General features: G+C 77.3%; 3 protein-coding genes (1 of these 3 only partly in view). All 3 read right to left on the minus strand.

From position 1 onward, the window contains the following. Tightly spaced (each overlapping or abutting the next), the 3 genes in view from ACZ6EJ_RS08370 to ACZ6EJ_RS08380 form a layout consistent with a single transcriptional unit that may run on beyond the window. Window positions 1–3131, minus strand: the 5' portion of a protein-coding gene (locus tag ACZ6EJ_RS08370) for an amino acid adenylation domain-containing protein (protein WP_469265394.1). The gene continues 12544 nt to the left of window position 1, outside the view; only the first 3131 of its 15675 coding nucleotides appear in the window; its start codon is at window positions 3129–3131; its stop codon lies off the left edge, out of view. Then, window positions 3131–9523, minus strand: coding sequence for an amino acid adenylation domain-containing protein (locus ACZ6EJ_RS08375; RefSeq protein ID WP_469265395.1), 6393 nt, complete (start codon window positions 9521–9523; stop codon window positions 3131–3133). Before ACZ6EJ_RS08375 ends, ACZ6EJ_RS08370 begins: the two co-directional genes overlap by 1 nt. Continuing rightward, entirely contained in the window at window positions 9520–25401 is a 15882-nt protein-coding gene (locus ACZ6EJ_RS08380; RefSeq protein ID WP_469265426.1) for a non-ribosomal peptide synthetase, read from the minus strand. The genes ACZ6EJ_RS08375 and ACZ6EJ_RS08380 overlap by 4 nt, the downstream gene beginning before the upstream one ends. Window positions 25402–25498: the final 97 nt, after the last annotated feature.

Genomic DNA, 25498 nt, shown 5'->3' on the forward strand with positions numbered 1-25498 from the left:
AAGACCTGCCGGACGGTGAGCTCCAGGCCGGCGCGGCGGGCGCTGCCGACCAGTTGGATGGAGAGGATGCTGTCGCCGCCCCGGCCGAAGAAGTCGTCGTCGATCCCGACGCTCCCGGCGCCGAGGACGTCCGCGAACAGCGCGCACAGCTCCCGTTCGAGGTCGGTGCGCGGTCGCCGGCCGGCGGGGAAGTCGGCGGGGTCGGGGGCCGGGAGCGCGGTCCGGTCCAGCTTGCCGCTGGCGTTGACGGGCAGTTCGCCGACGCGGACGAGCGCGGACGGCACCAGGTGGTCGGGCAGCCGGTCGCGCAGGCGTGCCAGCACCTCGGCGGGCCGGAGCAGGTCGTCGCCGGCGCCGGGGGCCCCGACGACGTAGCCGACCAGTCGGCGGGTTCCGGGGGTGTCCTCGCGGACGGTCACGGCGGCCCCCGCGACGCCCTCCAGCTCCCGCAGGGCGGCCTCCACCTCGCCGGGCTCGATGCGGAACCCGCGGATCTTGACCTGTTCGTCGCCGCGTCCGACGTAGACCAGGTGGCCGTCGGGGAGCCACCGCGCCAGGTCGCCGGTGCGGTACATCCGCTCCCCCGGCTCCCCGAACGGGCAGGCCACGAACCGTTCGGCGGTCAGGGCGTGCTGCCCGAGGTAGCCGCGGGCGACGCCGGGCCCGGCGAGGTACAGCTCGCCCAGCACGCCGGGCGGGACCGGTTGCAGCCCGGCGTCGAGGACGTAGGCCCGCCACCGGGGCACGGGGCGGCCGATCGTGCCCGGCGGCAGGTCGCCCAGTTCGGTCACCACGGCGTCGACGGCCGTCTCGGTGGGGCCGTAGGTGTTCATCGCGGTCACATGGGGGGCGGCCGCGCGCAGCCGCTCCCACAGCTCGCCGTCCATCGCCTCGCCGCCCAGGGCGATGAGCGACGGGCGGGGGGCGTCCTCCTCCAGCAGTCCGGCGTCGAGCAGGCTGCGGAAGTAGGTGGGGGTGAGGTCGACGTAGTCGATGCGGCGGTCGCGGAAGTAGGCCACCACTCCCGGCGGGTCGAAGCGCAGGTCCTCGTCGATCATGTGCAGTTCGTGGCCGGCGACCATCGCGAGGAGCGGGTCCCACGAGGCGTCGAAGGAGAAGGAGGCGACGTGGGCGGCGCGGCCGGGGCCGCCGGCCGAGGGGCGGATGCGCGAGAAGGTGACCTGTCGGTGCGCCTGGAGCAGCCGTGTCAGGCCGCGGTGGTCCACCACGACCCCCTTGGGCCGGCCGGTGGAGCCCGAGGTGTGGATGACGTAGGCCGCGTGGCCGGGCAGGAGGGGCGCGGTGCGGTCGGCGTCGGTGACCGGGCCCGGTTCCAGGGCCTCGATCGCGGCCAGGACGCGCGGGTCGTCCAGGACGAGGACGGGGGCGGCGAGGTCGGCGACCGCGGCCTCGGTGGCGCGCTCGGCGAGGACGAGGAGGGGGGCGGCGTCGCGTTCGACGGAGGCCAGGCGCTCGTGCGGGGAGCGCGGGTCCAGCGGTACGTAGGCCGCGCCGCTGCGCAGCACCGCCAGCACGGTCGTCGGCCACAGGGCCCCGCGGTCCAGGCAGACGGCGACGCGGGTCTCGGGGCCGGCGCCTCGGGAGATGAGCAGCCGGGCCAGCCGGGAGACGCGGGCGTCGGCCTCGGCGAAGGTGAGCGCGACCTGGCCTCCGACGACGGCCAGGGCCTCGGGGGTGGCGGCCGCCTGGCGGGCGAAGGTGTCGCAGACCGCCTCCAGCGCCTCGTCGGCCGCGGGCTCGGCGGCGAACTCCTCCAGTGCGCGCCGCCGTTCGGCGGCGGAGAGCAGGTCGATGGAGAGCAGCCGCGTCGCGGGGTCGGCCGTCCCGGCCTCCAGGAGGCGGACGAGGCGTTCCCCGAGCCCGCGGACGGTCGCGGCGTCGAAGACGTCGGTGGAGTACTCGACGGTGCCGGCGATGCCGTCCGGGCGGCCGTCGGCGCCGCGCTTCTCCAGGAGGTCGAAGGACAGGTCGAACTTGGCCGCCCGCCAGCCGGTGTCCAGCGGGGCGATCTCCAGGCCGTCCAGGAGGGCCGTGTGCGCGGTGGCGTGCTGGAGGCTCACGCTCACCTGGAAGAGGGGGTGGCGGGCCAGGGAGCGCTCGGGCGCGAGCGCCTCCACCAGTCGCTCGAACGGCACGTCCTGGTGGGCGTAGGCGTCCAGGGCGCATTCGCGGGCCCGTTCGACCAGTTCGTCGAAGGTCGGGTTCCCCGAGGTGTCGGTGCGCAGCACCAGGGTGTTGACGAAGAAGCCGATCAGCCCCTCCAGCGCCTCGTCGGTGCGTCCGGCCACCGGGGTGCCCAGGGGGATGTCCGTGCCCGCGCCGAGTCGGGACAGCAGGCCGGCCAGGGCCGCCTGCACCACCATGAAGGTGCTCGCGCCGTGGCGGGCGGCGAGCGCGGCGATCCGCTCGTGGGTCCGGGGCGGCAGGGTGAAGGGGACGGTGTCGCCGCGGTGGCCGGCGATCGGCGGACGGGGGCGGTCCAGGGGCAGTTCGACGGCGTCCGGCAGACCGGCGAGCCGCTGCTTCCAGTACGCCGTCTGGCGGCTGAGCAGGCTCTCGGGGTCGTCCTCGGAGCCGAGGAGTTCGCGCTGCCAGAGGGTGTAGTCGCCGTACTGGACGGGGAGTTCCTCCCACTCCGGGGCGTGTCCGGCGGTGCGGGCGGCGTAGGCGGTGGTGAGGTCGCGGGCGAGCGGGGTGCGCGACCAGCCGTCGCTGGCGATGTGGTGGATCACCAGGCACAGCACGTGCTCCCGCTCGCCGAGCGTGAACAGCTCGGCCCTGAGCGGTACTTCGCGGGCCAGGTCGAAGGCGTGGCCGGCTTGCTCGGCCAGGGCCGCGGGCAGCTCGGCCTCGGTGCACCGGGTGACGGCCAGCTCCGCGGCGGCGTCGGCGGCGGGCAGGACGTGCTGCCGGGCGCCGTCGCCGGCGTCGGGGAAGACGGTGCGCAGCGTCTCGTGGCGCCGTACGACGTCGTGCAGCGCCTCGCGCAGCGCGGCGACGTCCAGCGCGCCGGTCATCCGCAGCGCCGTGGGGATGTTGTACGTGGAGCTGGGGCCGTCCATCGTGTGGAGGAACCACAGCCGCTGCTGGGCGAGGGAGAGGGGAAGCATCACAAGTCCTCCGACCGCGACATCCGTCGCAACGCGGGGCGGGTGTCAGGGCGGCCGGTTCGCAGCCGTGCCGCCAGGGCGGCGACCGTTCGTGCTTCGAACACGGTCCGTACGTCCAGTTCTTCGGCGAGTTCGGCCCGGATGCGGTTGACCAGCCGGGTGGCGAGCAGGGAATGGCCGCCGAGGGCGAAGAAGTCGTCCTCGGCGCCGACCTCGGGCAGGCCGAGCACGTCGGCGTAGATCCGGCACAGGGCCCGCTCGCGCTCGTCGCGCGGCGGCCGGCCGGCCGGCGAGCGGTGGGCGGGGGCGGGGAGCGCGCGGCGGTCGAGCTTGCCGTGGGGCGTGGTGGGCAGTGCGTCGAGGACCACGACGGCGGACGGCACCATGTAGTCGGGCAGGACGCGGGCCACCGCGGCGCGCAGGTCGTCCTCGTGCGGGCGGGCGCCCGCCGCCGGGACCACGTAGCCGGTCAGCCGCCGGTCACCCGGACGGTCCTCCCGTACGACGGCGACCGCGCGGGCGACCGACTCCGCGGCGGCCAGGGCGCGCGCCACCTCGGGGAGTTCGATCCGGAAGCCCCGCAGCTTCACCTGCTCGTCCGTGCGGCCCACGTACTCCAGTTCGCCGCCGGGCAGGCGGCGGACGAGGTCGCCGGTGCGGTACATCCGCTCCCCCGGCTCCCCGAACGGGCAGGCCACGAACCGTTCGGCGGTCAACGCGCGCCGCCCCAGGTAGCCGCGGGCCACTCCGGGCCCGGCGACGTACAGCTCCCCGGCCACGCCGGGGGGCGCGGGGGCCAGGGCCGCGTCGAGCACCATGGCCCGGACGCCGGCGAACGGGCGGCCGATCGGCACCGGCCCGTCCGGCACCGGGTCGCCGGGCGCGATGCGGTGCTCGGCGCAGTTGACGGTCAGTTCGGTGGGGCCGTAGGCGTTGACGACCTCGGCGTGCGGGTGGGCGGTCCGCCAGGCGCGCAGGGCCCGGCCGTCGAGCGCCTCGCCGCCCAGCACCAGGGTGCCCCTCTCCCCCAGCGGTCCGGGGCCCCGCTCCAGCAGCGGCAGGTGGGACGGCGTCGCCTTGAGGAAGCCCACCGGCCGGTCCCGCGCCGGCGCGTCCACCTCTCCCAGGACGACGCAGCCGCCCGAGGCGAGGGGGGTGAACAGGGCGGTGACGCTGAGGTCGAAGGTCAGCGGCGAGTGGAGCAGGGCCGTGCCCGCCGCGTCCGGGTAGCGGTGGACGGCCCCCTCCACGTACTGCGCCAGGGCCCGGCGCTCCACGCCCACGCCCTTGGGGCGCCCCGTGGAGCCGGAGGTGTAGATGACGTAGGCGAGCGAGCGCGGGTGGCGGCGCGCCGGGAGGGCGGGGCCGCCGGGGGCCGAGAAGGCCGGGTCCGCGAGGCCGAGGACGTCGGCGCCCGGCCCGCTGGAGGGGCCGAAGGCGCTCCGGGCGGCCCCGGTGTCCCCGGCGGCCAGGAGCAGACGGGCCCCGGCGTCGGCGATCACGCGCCGCCGCCGTTCGACCGGCCACGCCTCGTCGATCGGCAGGTACGCGGCCCCGGCCTTGAGCACGCCGAGGAGCGCGGCCACCACGTCCGGGTCGCGCGGGGCGACGACGGCGACCACGTCCTCGGGGCCGATGGAGCGCCCGATGAGCACGCGGGCCACCGCGTCCGCCTTCCGGTCCAGCTCGGCGTAGGTCAGCCGGCCGCCGTCCCACCGCAGGGCGGGGGCGTCGGGGGTGGTCGCCGCCCACCGCTCGAAGCGGGCCAGCGGTTCGTCCGCGCCTCCCGCCTCGCCGGGCCCGCGGCTGTGCTCCAGCGCGCGCCGCGCCTCGCCGGGCAGGAGCACGTCCACCCGGCCCACAGGGGCGGCGGGGGCGGTGAGCACCTGGTCCAGCACCCGCAGCAGCCGCTCCACCAGCGCCTCGGCGGTCGCGCGGTCGAAGAGGTCGGCGCTGTAGGTGAGGACGCCGGGCATGTCGCCGCCCTCCGGTCCGCTCGGGGCGAGCACGAAGGACAGGTCGACCTTCGCGCCGTCCCGCCGGGTGCGGACCGCTTCGGCGCGCAGTCCGGGCAGCCCGTCCGCCGCCGCGGCGGCCTCGTCGAGGTTCTGCAGGACGAGGGAGACCTGGAAGAGGGGGTGGCGGGCCAGGGACCGCTCGGGGGCGAGCACCTCGACCAGCCGCTCGAAGGGCACGTCCTGGTGGGCGTAGGCGTCCAGGGCGGTGGCGCGGACCCGGCCCAGGAGCTCCTTGAAGGTGGGCGATCCGCTCAGGTCGGTGCGCAGGACCAGGGTGTTGACGAAGAGCCCGACGACCCCCTCCACCGCGCTGTCGGTGCGTCCGGCGACCGGGGTGCCCAGGGGGATGTCCGTGCCCGCCCCCATGCGGTGCAGCAGGACCGCCAGCGCGGCCTGGAGGACCATGAAGGGCGTGGCGCCGGCGGCCCCCGCCAGCTCCCTGATCCGCGCGGTCGTGGCGGCGGGGACGGCGAAGTCCACGTCCTCGCCCCGGTGGGTGGAGGCGGCCGGGCGCGGCCGGTCGGCCGGCAGGGCGATCTCCTGCGGCAGGCCGGCCAGCCGCCCCTGCCAGTGTGCGAGTTGGTCGCCGAGCGGGCCGCCGTCCGCGTCGGGGCCGCCGAGCACCCGGTGCTGCCACAGGGTGTGGTCGACGTAGTCGACGGGGGTCGGGGCGGGTGCGAAGACCTCGCCGCGCAGGCGGGCGGCGTACGCGGCGGCCACGTCCCGCGCGATGATCCGCAGCGACCATCCGTCGGCCGCGATGTGGTGGACCACCAGCAGCAGCAGGTGTTCCTCCGGCTCCCGGCCCGCACGCGGGTCCGCCGGGTCCGCGGGCCGGGTGAACAGCCGGCACCGCAGGGGCGGCCCGGTCGTGAGGTCGAAGGGCTCGGCCACCGCCTCCTCGGCCGCCCGCAGCGGGTCCTCGACCTGCTCCGGGGCCAGGGTGAGCAGCCGGGCGGCCGCCGAGGCGTCCTGGACGACCTGGTGGGGGCCCTCGGCGTCCTCGTCGAAGACGGTGCGCAGGCTTCCGTGCCGGGCGACCGCGTCGGCGAGCGCGCCGCGCAGCGCGGCCGTGTCGAGGCTCCCGGTGAGGCGGAGCGCGAGCGGGACGTGGTAGGCGGCGCTGCCGCCCTGGAGGCGGTGGAGGAACCACAGCCGCCGCTGGGCGAACGACAGGGGGATGCGGGCGGGCCGCTCGTGGACGCGGGAGACCGGCGGCCGGGCCGCCCCGGCACGGGCGATCCTGGCGTACAGGGCGGCCACCGTGGGGTGTTCGAAGAGGTCCCGTACCGCCAGTTCGGCTCCGAGGGTGGTGCGCACCCTGCTGACCAGGCGGGTGGCGAGCAGCGAGTGGCCGCCCAGCGCGAAGAAGTCGTCGTCGATGCCGGCCGGGCGCACCCCGAGCACGTCGGCGAACAGGCCGAGCAGGATCGTCTCGTGCGGGCCCCGGGGGGCGCGCGCCCGCGTGGCGTCGCTGCGGTCCGGCGGGGGCGGCAGCGCGGCGCGGTCCCGCTTGCCGTTGGCGGTCAGCGGCAGCTCGTCCAGCACCACCAGCGCCGAGGGCACCATGTACGGGGGCGCCTTGCGCCGTACGTGGTCCAGGACCGCGGCCGGGTCGGGCGCCGCCGCGCCGGGGACGACGTAGCCCACCAGGCGCGGTCCGGCGGGTCCGCCCTCGTGCACGGCGGCCGCCGCCTGCCCGACGTCCGGGTGGGAGGCCAGCACCGCCTCCACCTCCCCCAGCTCGACCCGGTGCCCGCGCACCTTCACCTGGCCGTCGGCCCGGCCGACCAGGTCGATCTCCCCGTCGGGGCGGAGCCGCCCGAGGTCGCCGCTGCGGTACATGCGGGCGCCCGGCGCGCCGAAGGGGTCGGCGACGTAGCGTTCGGCCGTCGTGTCCGGGCGCTGCCAGTAGCCGCGGGTGACGTGGTCGCCGGCGATGTACAGCTCTCCCACGACCCCGTCCGGCACGGGGCGGAGCCAGGGGTCGAGGAGGTGGATGCGCACGCCGGGCAGCGGGCGGCCGATGGGGGGCGCGCCGTCCTCGGTTCCGTCCAGGAACCGGGCGGTCACGAAGACCGTGGTCTCGGTCGGGCCGTAGAGGTTGGCCACGCGGGCCCGCGGGAACGCGGCACGCAGGGCTCGGGCCAGCGAGGCGGGGAAGGGCTCGCCGGCGCAGAGGAAGGTGTCGACGGCGAGCGGCTCGCCGCGCTCCAGCAGCGCCTGCAGGGCCGAGGGGACGGCGTTCAGGAGGGAGGGTTCGCCGCCGGCCCGGTCGGCGACGGCCAGGGTGTTCTCCACGATCTCGATGCGGCCGCCGGTGAGCAGCGGGACGAGGGTGTCGAAGACCGACACGTCGAAGCTCTCCGAGGTGGCGGCCACGGTGCGGTGCAGCCGGTCGGCGCCGAGGCCGGTGGCGGCCCAGGACAGCAGGGCGGTCACCTGGGCGTGCTCGACCGCGACCCCCTTGGGCCGGCCGCTGGAGCCGGAGGTGTGGAGGATGTAGGCGAGGTGGCCGGGGAGCAGCGGCCCGGCGCGTTCGGCGTCGGTCGGTGCGGCCGGGTCGTACCGGTCGAGGAGCGCTCCGGTCAGGACGACGCGCTCGACGCCGCCCGGCGCGGTCTCGGGCCGGTCCTGCGCCCGGGTGGCGGTGGGCCGGGTCCGGGCGGCTTCGGCCTCGGGGTCGGTGAGCAGGCAGACCGGTGCGGTCTCGCGCAGGATGTGGGCGGCGCGCTCCTGCGGCAGCGCGGCGCCCACGGGGACGTAGCAGCCGCCCGCCTTGAGGATGCCGAGGACCGCGACCGGCAGCCAGGCGTTCCGGGAGACGGTGAGGGCGACCCGGCTCTCGGGGCCGACGCCGCGCTCGCGCAGCAGGCGTGCCAGCCGGTTGGCGCGGGCGTCGAGTTCGGCGTAGGTCAGCTCCTGGCCGCCGGCGAGGACGGCGGGGGCGGCCGGGGTCGCGCGCACCCGCGCCTCCAACGCGTCCACGATCGTCGTCGGGCGGCTCCGCGGGGCGGCGCGGGGCGCGGGGCGCGGCGCGCGGGCGGGCGCGGGGGTGGCGGCGAGTGCGGCGGTCAAGGTGGCGGGGGCGCTGTGGACGGCGGTCAGGGCGCGTTCCATCAGGTCCGCCGCGTGGCGTGCGGTGACGCCGTCCACGGCGTCGGGGCGGTGGTCCAGGCGCAGGCGGAGCGCCGGGCCGGGGAGCGCGTAGAGGGAGAGGGGGAAGTGGTTGGTGGTCAGGCCGGAGCCCCCCTCGACGCGCAGGCCCGCGTGGTCGGAGGAGCTGACGGCGGCGAGGTCGTCGGCGGGGTAGTTCTCGAACGCGGTGGAGGTGTCGAAGAGCACGGTCCGGTCGGTCCAGCGCTGGATGTCGGAGAGCCTGACGTGCTGGTGCTCCAGGAGGGCGGTCTGCTCGCGCTGGAGCCGGACGACGAGGTCGCCGACCGGCTCGCCCGGCCGCATCCGCACGCGGGTCGGCACGGTGTTGATGAAGAACCCGACCATCTCCTCGGCGCCGGGCAGCTCCGGCGGCCGCCCCGAGACGGTCGTCCCGAAGACGACGTCGTCGCGGCCGGTGAGGCGGCCGACCACGGTCGCCCAGGCGGCCTGCACCGCGGAGTTGACCGTCACCCCGCGGGCGCGCGTCCACGCGCCGAGGGCGCGGGTGTCCCGCTCGCCGAGCCGGGTCCACACCGACCTGGGGAGCGGGCCGTTGCGGTCGGCGCCGGGGGCGACCAGGGTGGGGCCGGGCAGCCCCGCCAGCGCCTGCCGCCAGGCGCGGGCGCTCTGCTCGGGCGGGCGGCGCGCCAGCCAGTCGAGGTGGTCGCGGTGCGGGCGGACGGGCGGGAGCGCGGAGGGGTCGCCGCCGCTGCCGTACAGCGCGACCAGCTCCCGCATCAGGATGGGCATCGACCAGCCGTCGAGGACGATGTGGTGGTACGTCACGGCCAACTGGTGGCGGTCCTCGCCGGTCCTGGCCAGCAGGAAGCGCAGCAGGGGCGGCCGGCCGAGGTCGAACCCGGTGCGGTGGTGCTCGTCCAGGAGCGCCTCCAGGTGCTTGTCCGCCTCCGCCGGGCTGCCCACGGAGCGCAGGTCCAGCTCCTGCCAGGGCACGGCGGGGCGGGTGGCGACCAGTTGGAACCACTCCCCCGAGCGCCGCTGGCGGAAGGCCGAGCGCAGCGCCGGGTGGCGTGCCACCAGCGCCTGCGCGGCCCGTCGCAGCCGGTCGGCGTCCAGCTCTCCGGAGAGGGCGAGGACCAGTCGGCTGACGTAGGCGTCGGGGGTGTTCTCGTCGAAGACCGCGTGGAAGAGCAGCCCCTCCTGGAGCGGGGTGACCGCGAGGACCTCCTCGACCATGCGCTGCGGACCGCTCACTGCATCTCCTCCCAGTCCGCGCCGAGCTCGTCCTCCAGCTCGGCGAGTTCGTCGACGCTGATGGGCCGCGGGGCGGCGGCGCCGGGCTCCGGCAGGTCGCCGGCCGGTTCGGGCTCCGGTTCCCTGCCCTCCAGGGCCGCCGCGAGCGCGGCCGCGGTGTGGTGCTCGAAGACGTCGCGGGTGGTCAGCGGCAGCCCGTGTTCGCGGGCGCGGCTGACGAGCCGGACGGACAGGACGCTGTCGCCGCCCAGGCCGAAGAAGCTGTCCTGGACGCCGACCCGGCCCAGGCCCAGCAGGTCGGCGAAGAGCGTGCAGAGCAGCTCCTCCCGAGGCGTGCGCGGCGGGCGGTCGCCGGCCGCGCCCGCCGGGTCGGGGTCGGGCAGTGCGGCCCGGTCCACCTTCCCGTTGGCGGTCAGCGGGAGGGCGTCGAGGACGACGACGGCCGAGGGGACCATGTAGTCCGGCAGCCGTTCGGCCAGGTGGGCGCGGAGTTCGGCGGCCAGTTCGCGGTGGTGGAGTCCGGCGGACGGGTCGTTGGTCCCCGGCCGGCCGGCGTCCGGCTCGCCGGGCCACAGCTCGGCGGGCGGCGCCACCGGCGCCGCGCCGTCCGCGCCCGCCGGGGCCAGCACCAGGTCGACGGTGTCCGGCGGGCCCTCGGCCGACCAGGTCACCCAGGCCGTGCGTCCGGCCGCCGCCGCGACGGCGTACAGGTCCTCCGGGTCCACCCCGTCGGCGGGCCCCTCCAGCAGCCGGCGCACCGCGGCGACCGCCTGCCCGTCCTCCAGGGCGGCGAGTGCGGCGGTCTCGCGCCGTACGCGGGCGTTGGGGATCGCGGTGACGCGCAGCGCGCCGGGGTGCGCTGCGCAGAGCTCGGCCAGCCGCGCCCGGTCGCCGACCTCCCGCGCCCAGCGCAGCTCGGTGGCCGGGGGCGCGGCGGGGGGTGCGGTCGCGGCTTCCGGCTTGGCCAGCAGGACGTCGTAGCGGTAGCGCGTCAGCTCGTTGTGCGGCCTTCCGCGCCGGACGCGCACGTCCAGCAGGAGCGGTTCGCCGGTCTCCCGCCGCAGCCGCGCGAAGTAGACCGGGTCGACGACGAGTTCGTTCTCCGCGGCCGCCCTGCGGTCGGCGGCCGCCAGCACGGCGGCGGGGGCGTCGGTGACGGCGGCGTCGCCGGCCTCGACCGAGGCGCGGAAGGCGCGCAGCAGCGCCAGGCTGCGGACGTCGCCGACGAAGAGCCGCCCGCCGGGGGCGAGCAGGTCGAGTGCGCCGCGCAGCACGCGGGTGAGGTAGTCGGCGTCGGGGAAGTACTGGACGACGGAGTTGAGCACGACGGTGTCGTAGAAGCCCCGGCGCAGGCCGGTGAAGTCGTGTGCCGGGCGGACGTGCAGCTCGACCTTCTCCTTCAGCGCGGGCTCCGCGCCGACCTGGTCGCGCAGCGTCTCGATCGCCTGTGCGGACAGGTCGGTCCCGTGGTACGCGGTGCAGTCCTCCGCCAGCTCCGACAGCAGCAGCCCGGTGCCGACGCCGATCTCCAGCAGCCGTGCGGGCCGCAGCGCCCGGATGCGGTCCACCGTGGCCGCCCGCCACTGGAGCATCTCGTCCAGGGGGATGGGCTGCCCGTCGTGGCTGCTCCGCCAGATCCCGAAGTCGTGGCCGAGGGGGGCGGGCGCGGAGCCGCTGTAGAGGGTGTCGTAGGCCTCGCGCCACTCGTCGAGCCGGTCGCGCTCCCGGCTGTCGTCAGGGGTGGCGCGGTGGGGCTCGGCGACCACGTAGGCCACCAGCCGCCGCGGGGCCGGGCCGTCCGCGCGGCCGCCCGGCGCGGGGGCCGCGCCGGGGGCGGCGCGGGCGACCACGACCGCCCCGGCGACGTGCGGGTGCGCGCCGAGGGCCGTCTCGATCTCGCCCAGCTCGATGCGGAAGCCCCGGACCTTGACCTGGTGGTCGGTGCGTCCGAGGAAGTCCAGCTCCCCGTCCGCGCGGCGGCGGGCCAGGTCGCCCGTGCGGTACATCCGGCTGCCGGGCGCGCCGAAGGGGTCGGCGGTGAAGCGCTCCGCGGTCAGGCCGCCGCGCCCCAGGTAGCCGCGGGCCACGCCGGCGCCGGCCAGGTACAGCTCGCCGGGCACGCCCTCGGGGAGCGGGTTCAGCCACTCGTCCAGCACGTAGGCGCGGGTGGCGCGCAGGGCCCGGCCGATGGGCGGGGCGCCGCCGGCGACCCGGTCGAGGTGGGCGGCGGTGGACCAGACGGTGGTCTCGGTGGGCCCGTAGACGTTGACGAGTTCGCCGCCGAGGTCGCGCAGCCGGGAGGCCAGGGAGGCGGGGAGGGCTTCGCCGCCCACCAGTTTGCGCAGCCCGCGCAGGGCGTCGGGGGCGGTCTCGGCCAGCAACTGCCAGGTGGTCGGGGTGGCTTGGAGGATGGTGGCGCCGCTCTCGGTGAGCAGCGCGGCCAGCGCCTCGGGGTCCCGTGCGGCGGCGCGGTCGGCCAGGACCAGTCCGGCGCCGCTGACCAGCGGGAGGAAGAGTTCGAGCGCGGCGATGTCGAAGCTGACCGTGGTGACCGCCACCAGGCGGTCGTCTGCGGTGGGGCGCAGCCGGTCCCGCATGTCGGCCAGGAGGTTGGCGAGGTTGCCCCGGCTGACGACCACGCCCTTGGGGCGGCCGGTGGAGCCCGAGGTGTGCAGGACGTACGCGGCCTGGTCGGGCAGCGGGGCGGGGCCCTCGGGCGCGGGGCCCGTGCCGTGCGCGGCGTCGGCCGCGAGGAGGACGGCGGCGCCGGCGGCGGTCGCGGCCCCGGTGATCGCGGGGCGGCAGTCCGCCGTGGTGAGCAGCGCCGCCGGGCGGGTGTCGGCCAGGATCGCGGCGATGCGCCCGTCCGGGTACTCCGGGTCCAGCGGCACGTAGGCGGCCCCGGCCCGCAGGACGCCGAGCAGGCAGACCACCAGGTCGGCGGTGCGCGGCAGGCAGACCGCGACCCGGCTCTCCGGGCCGGCGCCGTGCCCGGCGAGCACCGCCGCGACCCGGCCGGCCCGCTCGTCGAGTTCGGCGTAGGTGAGGCTGTCCCCGGCGGCGCGGACCGCCACCGCGTCCGGCGCCTCGGCGGCGCGGGCGCGGAAGAGGCCGACCAGGTCCTCGGGCGGGCCCGCGGCGGCGGCGTCCCATTCGGCCGCGAGCGCGCCGCGTTCGGCCGCGTCGAGCACGGGCATCCGGCTGAGCCGTGTCGTGGGCGCCTCGACGGCGGCCAGGAGCAGGTCGTGGTAGCGCGCGGTCAGCCGGGCGACGGTGCGAGCGTCGAAGAGGTCGGTGGCGTACTCGACCGCGCCCTCGACGGCGGTCGCGCCGGCGTCCGGGCTCGGGGACTCGACCAGGTTGACGAAGAGGTCGTACTTGGCCGGGGCCTCGGCGGGGCGTTCGACGGTGACCTCCAGGCCGGGCATGGCGGCCTCGCCGCGCTCGTTGTTCTGGAGGGCCAGCAGCACCTGGAAGACGGGGTGCCGGGAGAGGGAGCGGGTGGGGTTGAGCGCCTCCACCAGTTGCTCGAACGGGATGTCCTGGTGGGCGAAGGCGGACAGGTCGGCGTCCCTGACCCGGTCGAGCAGCTCCTCGAAGGTGGGGTCGCCGCCGAGGTCGGTGCGGAGCGCCAGGGTGTTGACGAAGAAGCCGACGAGGTCGTCGACCGCCTCGTCGCCGCGGCCGGCGACCGGGGCCCCGAGGACGATGTCCCGGCCGGCCCCCAGTTTGGCGAACAGCGCGGCGAGACCGGCCTGCAGGGCCATGAAGAGGGTCGCCTGCCGGGAGTGCGCCAGGGCGCGCAGCCGGTCGCGCAGCGGGGCGGGCAGGGTGAAGCGGTGGATCGCGCCGCGGTGGCTCTCCATCGCGGGGCGCGGCCGGTCGGTGGGCAGCTCGATCTGTTCCGGCGCGCCCTCCAGCGCTTCGCGCCAGAAGGCGAGTTGGCGGGAGAAGAGGCTGTCGGGGTCGTCCGCCGCGCCGAGCAGCTCCTCCTTCCAGAGGGTGTGGTCGGCGTACTGCACCGGCAGGGGCCGCCACTGCGGGGCGCGGCCCTCCAGCCTTGCGGCATAGGCGGTGCTCAGGTCGCGGGCGAGCGGGGCGAGCGACCAGCCGTCGCCGGCGATGTGGTGCAGGACGAGGGAGAGGACGTGGTCGGCGGGCCCGGTGCGCAGCAGCGCGGCCCGCAGCGGAAGGTCCTCGGTGAGGGTGAAGGCGTGTCCGCGGGCGTCGGCGAGGGCGGCGGGCAGCTCGCTCTCGGCGACGTCCCGGACGTCCAGGGCGGGCGCGGCCTGTTCGGGTGCGACCACGTGCTGGCGGGGGGCGCCGTTCTCGGCCGGGAAGACGGTGCGCAGCGCCTCGTGCCGGCCCACCACGTCGGCCAGCGCGGTGCGCAGGGCGTCGACGTCGAGCCGGCCGCGCAGCCGCAGCGCGAGCGGGATGTTGTAGGTGGCGCTCGGCCCCTCCAGCTCCCCGAGGAACCACAGCCTGCGCTGGGCGGAGGAGAGCGGGACGCGCTTCGGCCGCCGTCGCGGGAGGAGGGGGAGCCGTCCGGTCCCGGCCGCGTCGAGTCGCCGGGACAGCGCGGCGGGCGTGGGCGCCTCGAAGAGCGTGCGGATGCCGATCTCCACGCCGAGCGCGGACCTGATGCGGCTGATGAGCCGGACCGCCGACAGCGAGTGGCCGCCCAGGGCGAAGAAGTCGGCGTCGCGGCTGACCTCCTGGACGCCGAGGACGTCGGCGAAGGCGGCGCAGAGGGCTTCCTCGCGCGGTCCGGCCGGGGCGCCGCCGGCGGCCCACTCCGCCCGGTCCGGGGCGGGCAGCGCCGCCCGGTCCAGCTTGCCGTTGGGGGTCAGCGGCAGGGCGGGCAGCAGCACCACGGCGGCGGGGACCATGTAGCCGGGCAGGGCTTCGGCCAGGTGGGCGCGCACCTCGTGCGGGTCGGGTTCGGCGTCCGCCGCCGGCACCGCGTAGCAGACCAGGTACCGGTCGTCGGGTCCCTCGCCGTGCACGGCGGCCGCCGCCTGGGCGACGTCGGGGTGGCGGCGGGCGGCGGCCTCGATCTCGCCGGGCTCGATGCGGTAGCCGCGCAGTTTGACCTGGGAGTCGGACCGGCCGACGTAGTGCAGGCCGCCGTCCGGCGTGCGCCGGACGAGGTCGCCGGTCCGGTACATCCGGCCGCCCGCGTCGAACGGGTCGGCGACGAAGCGGGCGGCGCTCAGGCCGGGGCGGCGGCGGTATCCGCGGGCCAGGCCGGGGCCGGCGACGTACAGCTCGCCCACGACGCCCGTCGGCACGGGGAGCAGCCCCTCGTCGAGCACGTGGGCGCGCAGGTCGTCCAGGGGGGCGCCGATCGGGCTGCCGCCGCGTTCCACGGCGGCGTCGTCCAGCTCCAGGTGGGTGACGTGCACGGTCGTCTCGGTGATCCCGTACATGTTGACCAGGCGGACCGGGCGGCCCCGCCAGGGGGCGAGTTGGGCGGTGTCCAGCGCCTCCCCGCCGAAGACGACGTACCTCAGCGCGGCGGTGGTCTCCGGAGCGACGCCCCGCTCGGCCTCCGCCCGCAGGAGCTGGAGGAAGGCGGAGGGGGTCTGGCTGAGCACCGTGACGCGCTCGCGGCCCAGCAGCTCCAGGAGGTCGCCGGGGGACCTGGCCACGTCGTGCGGGACGACGACCAGCCGGCCGCCGTGCGCCAGGGGCCCCCACATCTCCCACACCGAGAAGTCGAAGGCGCTGGAGTGGAAGAGCGTCCAGACGTCGTCGGGCCCGAAGTCCACGGCCGCGCGGCAGGCGGCCAGCAGCCGTGAGACGTTGGCGTGGCTGACGACCACGCCCTTGGGCCGCCCGGTCGAGCCGGAGGTGTAGATGGTGTAGGCGGGGTGGTCGGGGAGCAGCGGGGTCCGGCGTTCGGCGTCGGTGACCGGCCCGTCCGGGAGCCCGGCCGGCGGCGCGTCGAGCAGGAGCCACGGGACCTCGCCGACCGCCTCGCCCACCGTGCCGTGCAGGAGCTCGCGGACGGCGGTCGTGGAGAGCACGGCGACCGGTCGGCAGTCGTGGAGGATGTACGCGGTGCGCTCGGCCGGGTGGTCGGGGTCGACGGCGAGGTAGGCGGCGCCCGACTTCAGCACGGCGAGCACGGCCACCACCAGGTCGGCCGAGCGGGGCACGGCGAGGGCGACGAAGTCCTCCGGTCCCACGCCGAGTTCGAGCAGGGCGCGGGCCAGGCGGTTGGACCGGGCGTCGAGTTCCGCGTAGTCCAGGGTCGCCGTCCCGTCGGTGAGGGCCGGGGCGGAGGGCGCGCGCGTGGCGGCGGCGGCGAAGAGCGCGGGCAGGTCGGCGACGGCGGTGGCGGCCCGCGCCCGTGCGGCGGCGTCGGCCTCGGCCAGCCGCCGGCGCTCCTCGCCGGTGGTCACGTCGAGCTGCCCGAGCCGCAGGCCGGGCTCGCGCGTCACGGTGCGCAGCAGCGTCACGAACCGCTCCGCCAGGGCCTGCGCGGTCGTGCGGTCGAACAGGTCGGGGCGGTAGCGCAGGGACGCGTCGAGTGCGGTGCCGTCCGCGGCGGACCCGGTCTCGGCGAAGGTCAGTTCGACGTCGGTGTGGGCGGTGCCCTCGGCGGTCGGCAGCGGTTCCGCGCGCACGCCCGGCAGGTCCAGGAGGTGGTCGAGCGCTCCGTGCGCGGCGTTGTCGAAGGTGAGCATCGTCTGGACGAGGGGGTGCCTGCTGGGCGAGCGGGCGGGGTTGACGGCCTCCACCAGCCGCTCGAAGGGCACGTCCTGGTGGGTGTAGGCCCGCAGGTCGGTCTCGCGCACCCGGTCCAGCAGCTCGGCGAAGGCCGGGTCGCCGGAGGTGTCCGTGCGCAGGACCAGGGTGTTGACCAGGAAGCCGACGAGGTCGGCGGTCTCGGGCCGGTCGCGGCCGGCCGCCGGGGTGCCCACGGGGATGTCGGGGCCGGCGCCGAGCCGGTGCCACAGGGCGGCCAGGGCGGCGTGGAGGACCATGAACGGGGTGGCCCGGTGGCGGGCCGCCAGCGCCCGCACGTCCCGGTACAGTCCGGCGTCGACGCGGAAGGCGATCCGCTCGGCGTAGCCGGGGGGCGTCGTCGGGCGCGGCCGGTCGTAGGGCAGCGCGAGCTCGTCGGGCAGTCCGCGCAGCTCCTCGGCCCAGTGGGCGACGCGGCGCTCCACCGGGTCGGCGGCGTCCTCCCCGGCGCCGCGGGGCCGCCCCAGGGGCAGGTGGGCTGCGGGGCTGGGGGCGGGGGCCGGCCAGCGGGGCGCGCGGCCGGCGGCGCGGGCGCGGTAGGCGGCGGCCAGGTCCCGTGCCAGCGGCCCCATCGACCAGCCGTCGGCGGCGATGTGGTGGATGACCAGGAGCAGGACGTGCTCGCCGTCCGGCAGCGCGAACAGGGTGGAGCGCAGCGGGGTGTCCTCGGCCAGGTCGAAGGGCCGGCGGACGGCTTCGCGCACCAGGGCGTCGAGCCGGCGGGCGGTGGCGGGGGCGATGGCCGCGGCGGGCGGGGTCCCCGCGGGCAGGACGACCTGGTGCGGCCCCTGCTCGTCCTCGCGGAAGACGGTGCGCAGGCTCTCGTGCCGGGCGGCCAGGTCGCCCAGCGCCGCGTGCAGGGCGTCGACGTCGAGGTCGCCGGTGAGCCGCAGCGCGACGCTGATGTGGTAGCCGCCGGCCTCCCGGTCGTAGCGGTTGAGGAACCACAGCCTGCGCTGGGCGGGCGACAGCGGCAACCGCTCGGGGCCGGTCCGCGGGTCGTGCTCGGGCGCGGGCGGGGCCGGGCGCCGCGCGCCGGGGGCCTCGCCGTGCGTGAGCTGTGCGGCGATCTGCGGGTCGGCGAGGAGGTCCGCGACGGTGCGGTGGTCGAAGATCGTCCGGATGTCGAGCCGCAGTCCGAGTTCGGCCCGGATGCGGCCGGCGAGCCGGACGGCGAGCAGGGAGTGGCCGCCCAGGGCGAAGAAGTCGTCGTCCAGGGTGGCCGCGGGCACCCCGAGCACGTCGGCGAACAGGGCGCACAGGGCGGTCTCGGCGGCGGTGCGCGGCGCCCGCCCGGCGGAGGCGGTCCCGTACTCGGGCGCGGGCAGCGCCCTGCGGTCGAGCTTGCCGTTCTCGGTGCGCGGCAGCTCGGGCAGGACCACGATCGCGGCCGGGACCATGTACGACGGCAGCGAGGCGGCGAGGTCGCGCAGCGCGGCCGCCGGGTCGAAGCCCGCCCCCGGCCCGCCTTCGGGGACCACGTAGCCCGTCAGCCGCCGGTCCCCCGGCTCGTCCTCGCGTACGACGACGGTGGCGCGGGCGACGTCGGCGCGGGCGGCGAGCGCGGCCTCCACCTCGCCCAGCTCCACCCGGAAGCCGCGCACCTTGACCTGGTCGTCGGTGCGGCCCAGGCATTCCATGATCCCGTCGGGCCGCCAGCGCCCCAGGTCCCCGGTGCGGTACATGCGGGCGCCGGGCGCGTCGAACGGGCAGGGCAGGAAGCGCTCGGCGGTCAGGCCGGGCCGCCCGTGGTAGCCGCGGGCCACGCCGACGCCGGAGACGTAGATCTCCCCGACGACGCCGACCGGCACGGGCTGGAGCAGGTGGTCGAGGACGAACATGTGGTTGCCGGGCAGCGGGCGGCCGATCGGCAGCAGGCCGTCGGGCACCTCGTCGCCGGGTTCGAAGAGCAGGTCGGAGCAGTTGACGCTGGTCTCCGAGGGCCCGTAGTCGTTGAAGACCCTGGCCCGCGGGTGGCGTGCGCGCCAGCGCTCCAGTATCTCGCCGGTGAGCGGTTCACCGCCGAGCACGAGCGTGCCGGGGCGCTCGCCGGCGGCGTCGAGGACGCCGGGCAGCTCGTCCAGGAGGGCGACGTGGGAGGGCGTGCCCTTGACGAAGGTGGTGCCGGAGTCCTGGGCGTGCTCGTCCAGCTCCGCGAGGAGGAGGGTCCCGCCGGAGATCAGCGTGGTGAACAGGGCGGTCACCGTGAGGTCGAACGCCACCGGGGAGTGCAGCAGCGACACCCCGGCCGCGTCCGGGTAGCGGTCGCGGGAGCGGACGGCGTGCGCGGCCAGCGAACCCCGGCCGACGGCCACGCCCTTGGGGCGGCCGGTGGAGCCGGAGGTGTAGAGGACGTAGGCGAGGGTGTCGGCCCCGACCGGGCGCGGCAGCTCCCGGTCGGTCACCCTCCCCTCCGGGGCGCGGGCGAGTTCGTCCGCGGGGCCGGGCAGGTCGACGCAGAGGATCTGCCGCCCCGGCGCCTCGGGCACCAGGTGGGCGTGGGCGGAGGTGGTCAGGACGAGGGCGGGGTCGCCGTCGCCGAGGAGCAGCCCGATCCGCTCGGCCGGGTAGTCCACGTCCACCGGCAGGTAGGCCGCACCGGCCTTGAGCGCCCCCCACAGGCCGGTGAGCAGGTCGGCGCCGCGCGGGAAGACCAGCCCGACCAGGTCCTCGGCCCCGAGCCCCCGGGCGATGAGGAAGCGCGCCATGCGGTTGGCGCGGGCGTCGAACTCGGCGTAGCTCAGGCGGAGTCCGCCCTCCCCGCCCTCGACGAGCGCCAGGGCGTCGGGGGTGCGGTCGACCTGCTCCTCCAGGAGGGCGACGGGGCACTCGCGTGCGTTCGCCGCCCCGCCGCGCGCCCAGTCGCCCAGCAGCGTGGCGTGTTCGCTCGGCAGCAGGACGTCCAGGCGGCCCGCCGGGGTGGCGCCGGACGTGGCCATGGCGTCGAGCACCTGCTCGAACCGCGCCGCCAGGTCCTCCACCCACTGGGGTGTGAAGAGGTCGGGGCGGTAGATGAAGCGGAGTTGGAGGTCGGGGGCGGGGCCGACGGTGACGCTGAGGGGGTAGTGGTTGCTGTCGTGGCCGCGCGCCCCGCCCAGCCGGAGGCCGTCGCCGCCGCCGAGGCCGTCGGCGGGGTCCAGCGGGTAGTTCTCGAAGACGAGGGTGGTGTCGAAGAGGTCGCCCGCCCCGAGCCGCTGCTGCACCTGCGCCAGGGGGAGGAACTGGTGGTCCAGGAGGGCGGCCTGCTCCCGCTGCACGCGCCGGACGAGTGCTTCCAGCGGTTCGGCGGGGTCCAGGACGACGCGCACCGGCACGGTGTTCATCAGCAGGCCGACGATCTCCGCCGCGCCGGGCAGGTCGGTGGGGCGGCCGGAGGCGGCGATGCCGAAGCTCACGTCGTCCCGGCCGGTGAGCCGGCCCAGGAGGAGGCCCCACGCCGCCTCGACCGCCGAGTTCAGCGTGACGCCCAGGCCGCGGGCCCAGGCGGTCAGGCGGGAGACGACGGCGGGGTCCATGGTGCGGTAGTGCGGGAGCGGGGCCGCCCCGCCGCGGGGGGCGTCGGGGGCGATCAGCGAGGGCTGGAGCCCGGCGAGCGCCCGCTCCCACGCGGCGCGGGCCGCGTCGGCGTCCTGCCCGGCGAGCCAGGCGAGGTAGTCGCGGTACGGCCGTGCGGCGGGCAGGGCGGCGCCGTCCGCCCCGTACAGGGCCATGAGGTCGCGCACCACCAGCGGCAGCGACCAGCCGTCCAGGACCAGGTGGTGGTTGGTCAGGGCGAGCACGTGCCGGTCCGCCGCCGTCGTCACGAGCAGGAAGCGCACCAGCGGCGGCCGTGCGAGGTCGAACCGGCGGGTGCGCTGCCCGGCCAGCAGCGCGTCCAGCCTCCGCTGCCGCTCCTCCTCGGCCAGGGCGGACAGGTCGTGTTCCTCCCAGGGCGCCGTCGTCCGGGCGGCGATCGCCTGGCTCCACTCGCCGGAGCGGCGCTGGAGGAAGGCCGCGCGCAGCGCGTCGTGCCGGTCGAGGACGTGCTGGGCGGCCTCCCGCAGCCGGGCGCTCGACAGCTCGCCGTGGAGCTCCAGCGCCACCTGGCCGACGTAGACGTCCTCCGCCGCGTCGTCGAAGGTGCTGTGGAAGAGCAGCCCCTCCTGGGCGGGCGCGAGGGCGAGCAGGTCGGCGATCTCGAAGTCCGCCGCCGCCTCGCACTCCTCGATCGCGTCCTGGTCCAGGCCGCCCGCGCCGGTCTCCGAGGGGATCAGGCCCGCGCTCCCGGCGACGCCGGCCAGGGCGGCCAGCTCGTGCAGCGCCTTCTCCCACTCCTGTGCCAGCGCGGTCAGCCGCGCCGGGGACAGGGCGCGGGCGGAGGCGTTCCAGCGCGCCGCGAGGACCGGTCCCCGCGGGCCGTCCTCCAGGACGACGGTCAGCTCCACCTCGTGCGCGAGCGGCAGTTCGGGCGGTTGCGGGACGACGCTGTGGCCCGCGAACGCCCAGTCCCCGGCCCCGTCCGCGCCGCCGTCGGCGAGGGGTCGGGCCACGGCGACCCGGCCGAGGTAGTTGAAGCCGAACTGCGGACGGGGCGGCTCCCCGCCGTCCTCGCCCATGGAGGACGCCCTGCCTCGGCGGAGCAGGTCGTGGCCCAGTCCGGCCTCCGGGACGGTGCGCAGCCGCTCCTTGGTCTCCTTCAGCAGCCGTGCGGCCCCGGCTCCGGGCCGCAGGCGCACCGGGTGGACGGAGGTGAACCAGCCCACGGTGCGGGACAGGTCGACGCCGGGCAGGAGGGCGTCCTGGCGGCCGTGGGTCTCGGTCTCCACCACGAACACGGGCCGGTCGCCCAGGACCCGCGACGCCGTCAGCGCGTAGGCCGCCAGCAGCAGTTCGCCGGTCTCCGCGCGGAGCGCCGCGGGCGCGGTGCGGACGAGCGCGTCGGTCAGCTCGGGCGGCAGGCTGTGCGCGCTCTCGCGCGCCGTGCCGTGGGTGTCGGCGTCGGGGTCGAGCCGCGTCGTGAGGGCGACCACCTCGCCGTCCGGGTCCTCCAGTCCCGCCAGGGTGGCGCGCCAGTGGGGGAGCCCGCCGGTCACGGCGGTCCCGGCGGCGCGCCGGGCGGTCCGGGTGGCCCACTCCCGCAGGGAGGCGCCTTCCGGCGGCAGGGGCGCCGCCGTGGCGGGGGCGGCGGCCGCGTTCCAGGCGTGGCGGAGGTCGTCGGCCAGGATGCGCCAGGAGACGCCGTCCACGCTGAGGTGGTGGGCCACCAGGACCAGCAGGCCGCCCCGGTCCGCGCCCCGGTCCAGCCAGGCCGCGCGCAGCACGGCCCCGGTGCTCGGGTCGAGGGCGTCGCGGGCGTGCTCGGCCTCCCGCTCCACCGCCTCCCGCAGCGCCGCGCCGTCGAGTCCGGCGGCGTCGCGGCGGCGCAGCAGGTCGGCGGCGGCGACCGTGCCCGGTTCGGCCACCACCAGGCCGTCCGGCGACCCGTCCCGGTCCGCGGGGGCCCGCAGGCGCAGCGCCCCGTGGTGGTCGATCAGCGTCTGGAGCACGCGCCGGACGTCGTCGGCCGCCGCGTTCGCGGGAGTGGTGAGGACGACCGACTGGTGGAAGCGGTCGGCGCCGCGGGCGCGCATCGACCCGGTCCGGGCGACGAGCCGTGCCGCGGCCGGGACGTAGGGCAGCGGCCCGCTCGGGTCGAGCGCCTCCGGCGCGGCCCGGTCCGCGTCCTCGCCCGGCCCCGCGGAGCGGGCGACGGCGGCGAGCCCGGCGGCCGTGGGGTGCTCGAACACGTCGCGCACGGTGAGGTGCAGCCCGGCCCGGCGGGCGCGGCCGACGAGCTGGATGCTGACGATGCTGTCGCCGCCGAGGGTGAAGAAGCCGTCGTCCGCGCCGACGTCGGGCACGCCCAGCACGTCGGCGAAGAGGGCGCACAGCAGTTCCTCCCTCGGGCCGTCCGGCGCGCGGCGGCCCGCGTGGCGGCCGAAGTCGGGCGCGGGCAGGGCGCGGCGGTCGAGCTTGCCGTTGGGGGTGAGCGGCAGGGCGTCCAGTTCCACGAGGGCGGCGGGCACCATGTGGTCGGGCAGCCGGTCGCGCAGGCGTCCCAGGAGGGCGGCCGGGTCGGCGGTGGCGCCGACGACGTAGCCGACCAGGCGGGCGGGGGCGGCCGCCCGCTCGGGCGCGCCCTGCGGCCCCGCGACGAGGACGACGGCCGCCTCCCGGACGCCGGGGAGGTCCAGCAGCGCGGCCTCCACCTCGCCGGGTTCGACCCGGAAGCCGCGCACCTTCACCTGGGCGTCGGCCCGGCCCTCGTAGACCAGTTCGCCGTCGGCGTTCCAGCGCATCAGGTCGCCGGTGCGGTACATCCGCTCCCCCGGCCGCCCGTGCGGGCAGGCGACGAACCGTTCGGCGGTGGCGGCCGGCCTGTCGCGGTACCCGCGGGCGACGCCGGGCCCGCAGACGTACAGTTCGCCCGTCACGCCCGGAGCGACCGGGCGCAGGCGGTCGTCGAGGAGCAGCACCCGTACGCCCGCCACCGGCCGGCCCACCGGCACCGGCCCCGCGGGCGCCCCGGCGTCCGGGGCGATCCGGTGCTCCAGGCAGTTGACGGTGGTCTCGGTGGGCCCGTAGCTGTTGAAGACGGTGGTGGCGCGGTGGCGGCTGCGCCAGCGGTCCAGCCGTGCGCCGATGAGCTGTTCGCCCGCCAGGACCACCGTCGCGGGGGCCGCGGAGCCGCCGAACTCCTCCAGCAGCGCGAGGTGGGAGGGCGTGGCCTTGACGAAGGCCGGACGATCCCGCTCCCACGCGGCGATCCCGTTCTCGTCGAGGTCCCCGACCTGGATGCGCCCGCCCGCGGCCAGCGGCCCGTAGAGGGAGACGACCGTGAGGTCGAAGGCGACCGGGGAGTGCAGCAGACCCGCGCCGCCCAGCGCGTCGCCGTAGGCGTCCAGGGAGCGTTCGACGAACGCGTCCAGCGCGTCCCGCGTCACGACGACGGCCTTGGGGCGGCCCGTCGATCCGGAGGTGTGGATCGTGTACGCGGCGTTGTCCCCGGCCACCGGGCGCACGAGGCCGGCGCCGTCCCGCGGGAGGGGGGCGCGGCCGGCGAGTTCGGTCTCGGCGTCCTCCTCGCCCAGGACCAGCACGGGGAGCGCGGTGGTCGCGGGGAGCGCGCGCAGCCGCTCGGCGTCGGTCACCAGCAGGGCCGGGGCGGAGTCGGCGAGGGCCCAGCGGTTGCGGTCGGCGGGGTGCGAGGCGTCGAGCGGGAGGTAGGCGGCGCCGGCGCGCAGAGTCCCCAGCAGGGTGGCGACCAGGTCCGCGCCGCGGGGCAGGAGCACGGCGACGAGGTCCTCGGCGCCGACGCCGCGAGCGGCCAGGGCCGCGGCCAACCGGTCGGCGCGGGCGTCGAGTTCGGCGTAGCTCCAGACCCGTCCGGGCTCGATCACGGCGGGCGCGTGCGGGGTGCGGGCGGCGTGGCCGGCGATCCTCGCGGCCGTCGGTTCGGGGCGGTCGCCGCGGGTGCGGGGCGTGCCGGTCCCCCAGGCGCGCACGAGGCGGTGCTCGGCGGCGCTGAGGACGTCGAGGGTCCCGACGGGCCGGGCGGGGTCGTCGGCCATGGCGGTCAGCAGGTCGAGCAGGCGTTCGGTGAGCCGGTGCGCGGTGGCGGCGTCGAACAGGTCGGCGGCGTGGACGAGCGCTCCCTCCAGCGCCCGCTCCGGCCCCTCGCGGTGGGTGAAGTGCCAGGAGAGGTCGAACTTGGTCTCCCCGGACTCCACCGCCTCGACGCGGGCGGCCAGTCCGGGGAAGCGCGCCCGGTCCCGGTCCTGCTCGGGGCCGTTGAGGATCAGCATGACCTGGAAGAGGGGGTGCCGTGCGGTGGAGCGGACGGGGTTGACCGCGTCCACGACCCGGTCGAAGGGCACGTCCTGGTGGGCGAAGGCCTCCAGGTCGCCGTCCCGCGTCCGGGCCAGCAGCTCGGCCGTGGTCGGGTCGCCCGAGACGTCGGTGCGCAGGACGACGGTGTTGACGAAGCAGCCGACGAGCCCGTCGAGCGCCTCGTCCGGGCGGCCGGCGACCGGCGTGCCCAGGGGGATGTCCGATCCGGCCCCCATCCGGCTCAGCAGGACGGCTATCGCGGTCTGCAGCACCATGAACGGGGTGGCGCCGACGCCCGCGGCCAGCTCCGCCAGCCGGGCGTACAGGGCGGGCGGCACCTCGAACCGCGCGACGCCGCCCCGGCGGACCGGCTCCTGCGAGCGGGGGCGGTCGGCGGGGAGCCGGATGTGGTCCGGCAGCCCGGCCAGGGCCCGGCGCCAGTACCCGATCCCCTCGGCCTGCGCGGCGGCGCGCCGCGGGCTCCGCCGCTCCCACAGCGCGAAGTCGGCGTAGGCCATCTCGGGCGGCGGGAGGACGGGGGCGCGGCCCGCGAGCCGTGCCGTGTAGGCGGTGGCCAGGTCCCCGATCAGGGGCCCCATCGACGCGCCGTCGGCGGCGACGTGGTGGACCAGCAGCAGCAGCGCGTGCTCCCGCTCGCCGGTGCGGTAGAGCTGGGCGCGCACCGGTAGGTCCCGCGCGAGGTCGAAGACGTGGGCCGCGGCGGCGCGCAGCTCCCCGGCGAGCGCTTCGGGGGCGACGTCGAGCACCGGCAGCGGGAGGCGGCGGCCGCCGGGGGGCGCGATGTGCTGCTCGGGTGCGGCCTCCGCTCCGGCGGCGTCGCCCGCCGCGGGCCGCAGGGTGGTCCGCAGCGTCTCGTGCCGGTCCACCACGTCGCCCAGCGCGGCGTGCAGCGCGGGGACGTCCAACGGCCCGTCCAGGCGCAGGACGGTCGGGATGTTGTACGCGGCCGACGCGCCGTTGAGTTCGTCGATGAACCACAGCCGGCGCTGCGCGGACGAGAGCGGCACCCGCTCCGGGCGCGGCCGGACCGGGCGGACGCGGTCGTCCGTCGCCGCCCCGTCGCCCAGCTCCTCCGCGAGGCGGGCGGCGGTCGGGGACCGGAAGACCTCCCGGACGGTGACCGCCCGGCCCAGTCGGCCGCGGATGCGGCTCGCCAGCCGGGCGGCCAGCAGGGAGTCGCCGCCCAGGGCGAAGAAGTCGTGGTCGGCGCCGACCTCGTCGACGCCCAGCACCTCGGCGAAGAGCGCGCACAGGGCCTCCTCGGGGGGGGGGGGGGGGGGGCGCGGGGGGGGGGGGGGGGGGGGGGGGGGGGGGGGGGGGGGGGGGGGGGGCCCCCTGTCTTTTGTCGTG

It is taken from the genome of Streptomyces sp. NPDC041970, from assembly GCF_055588985.1.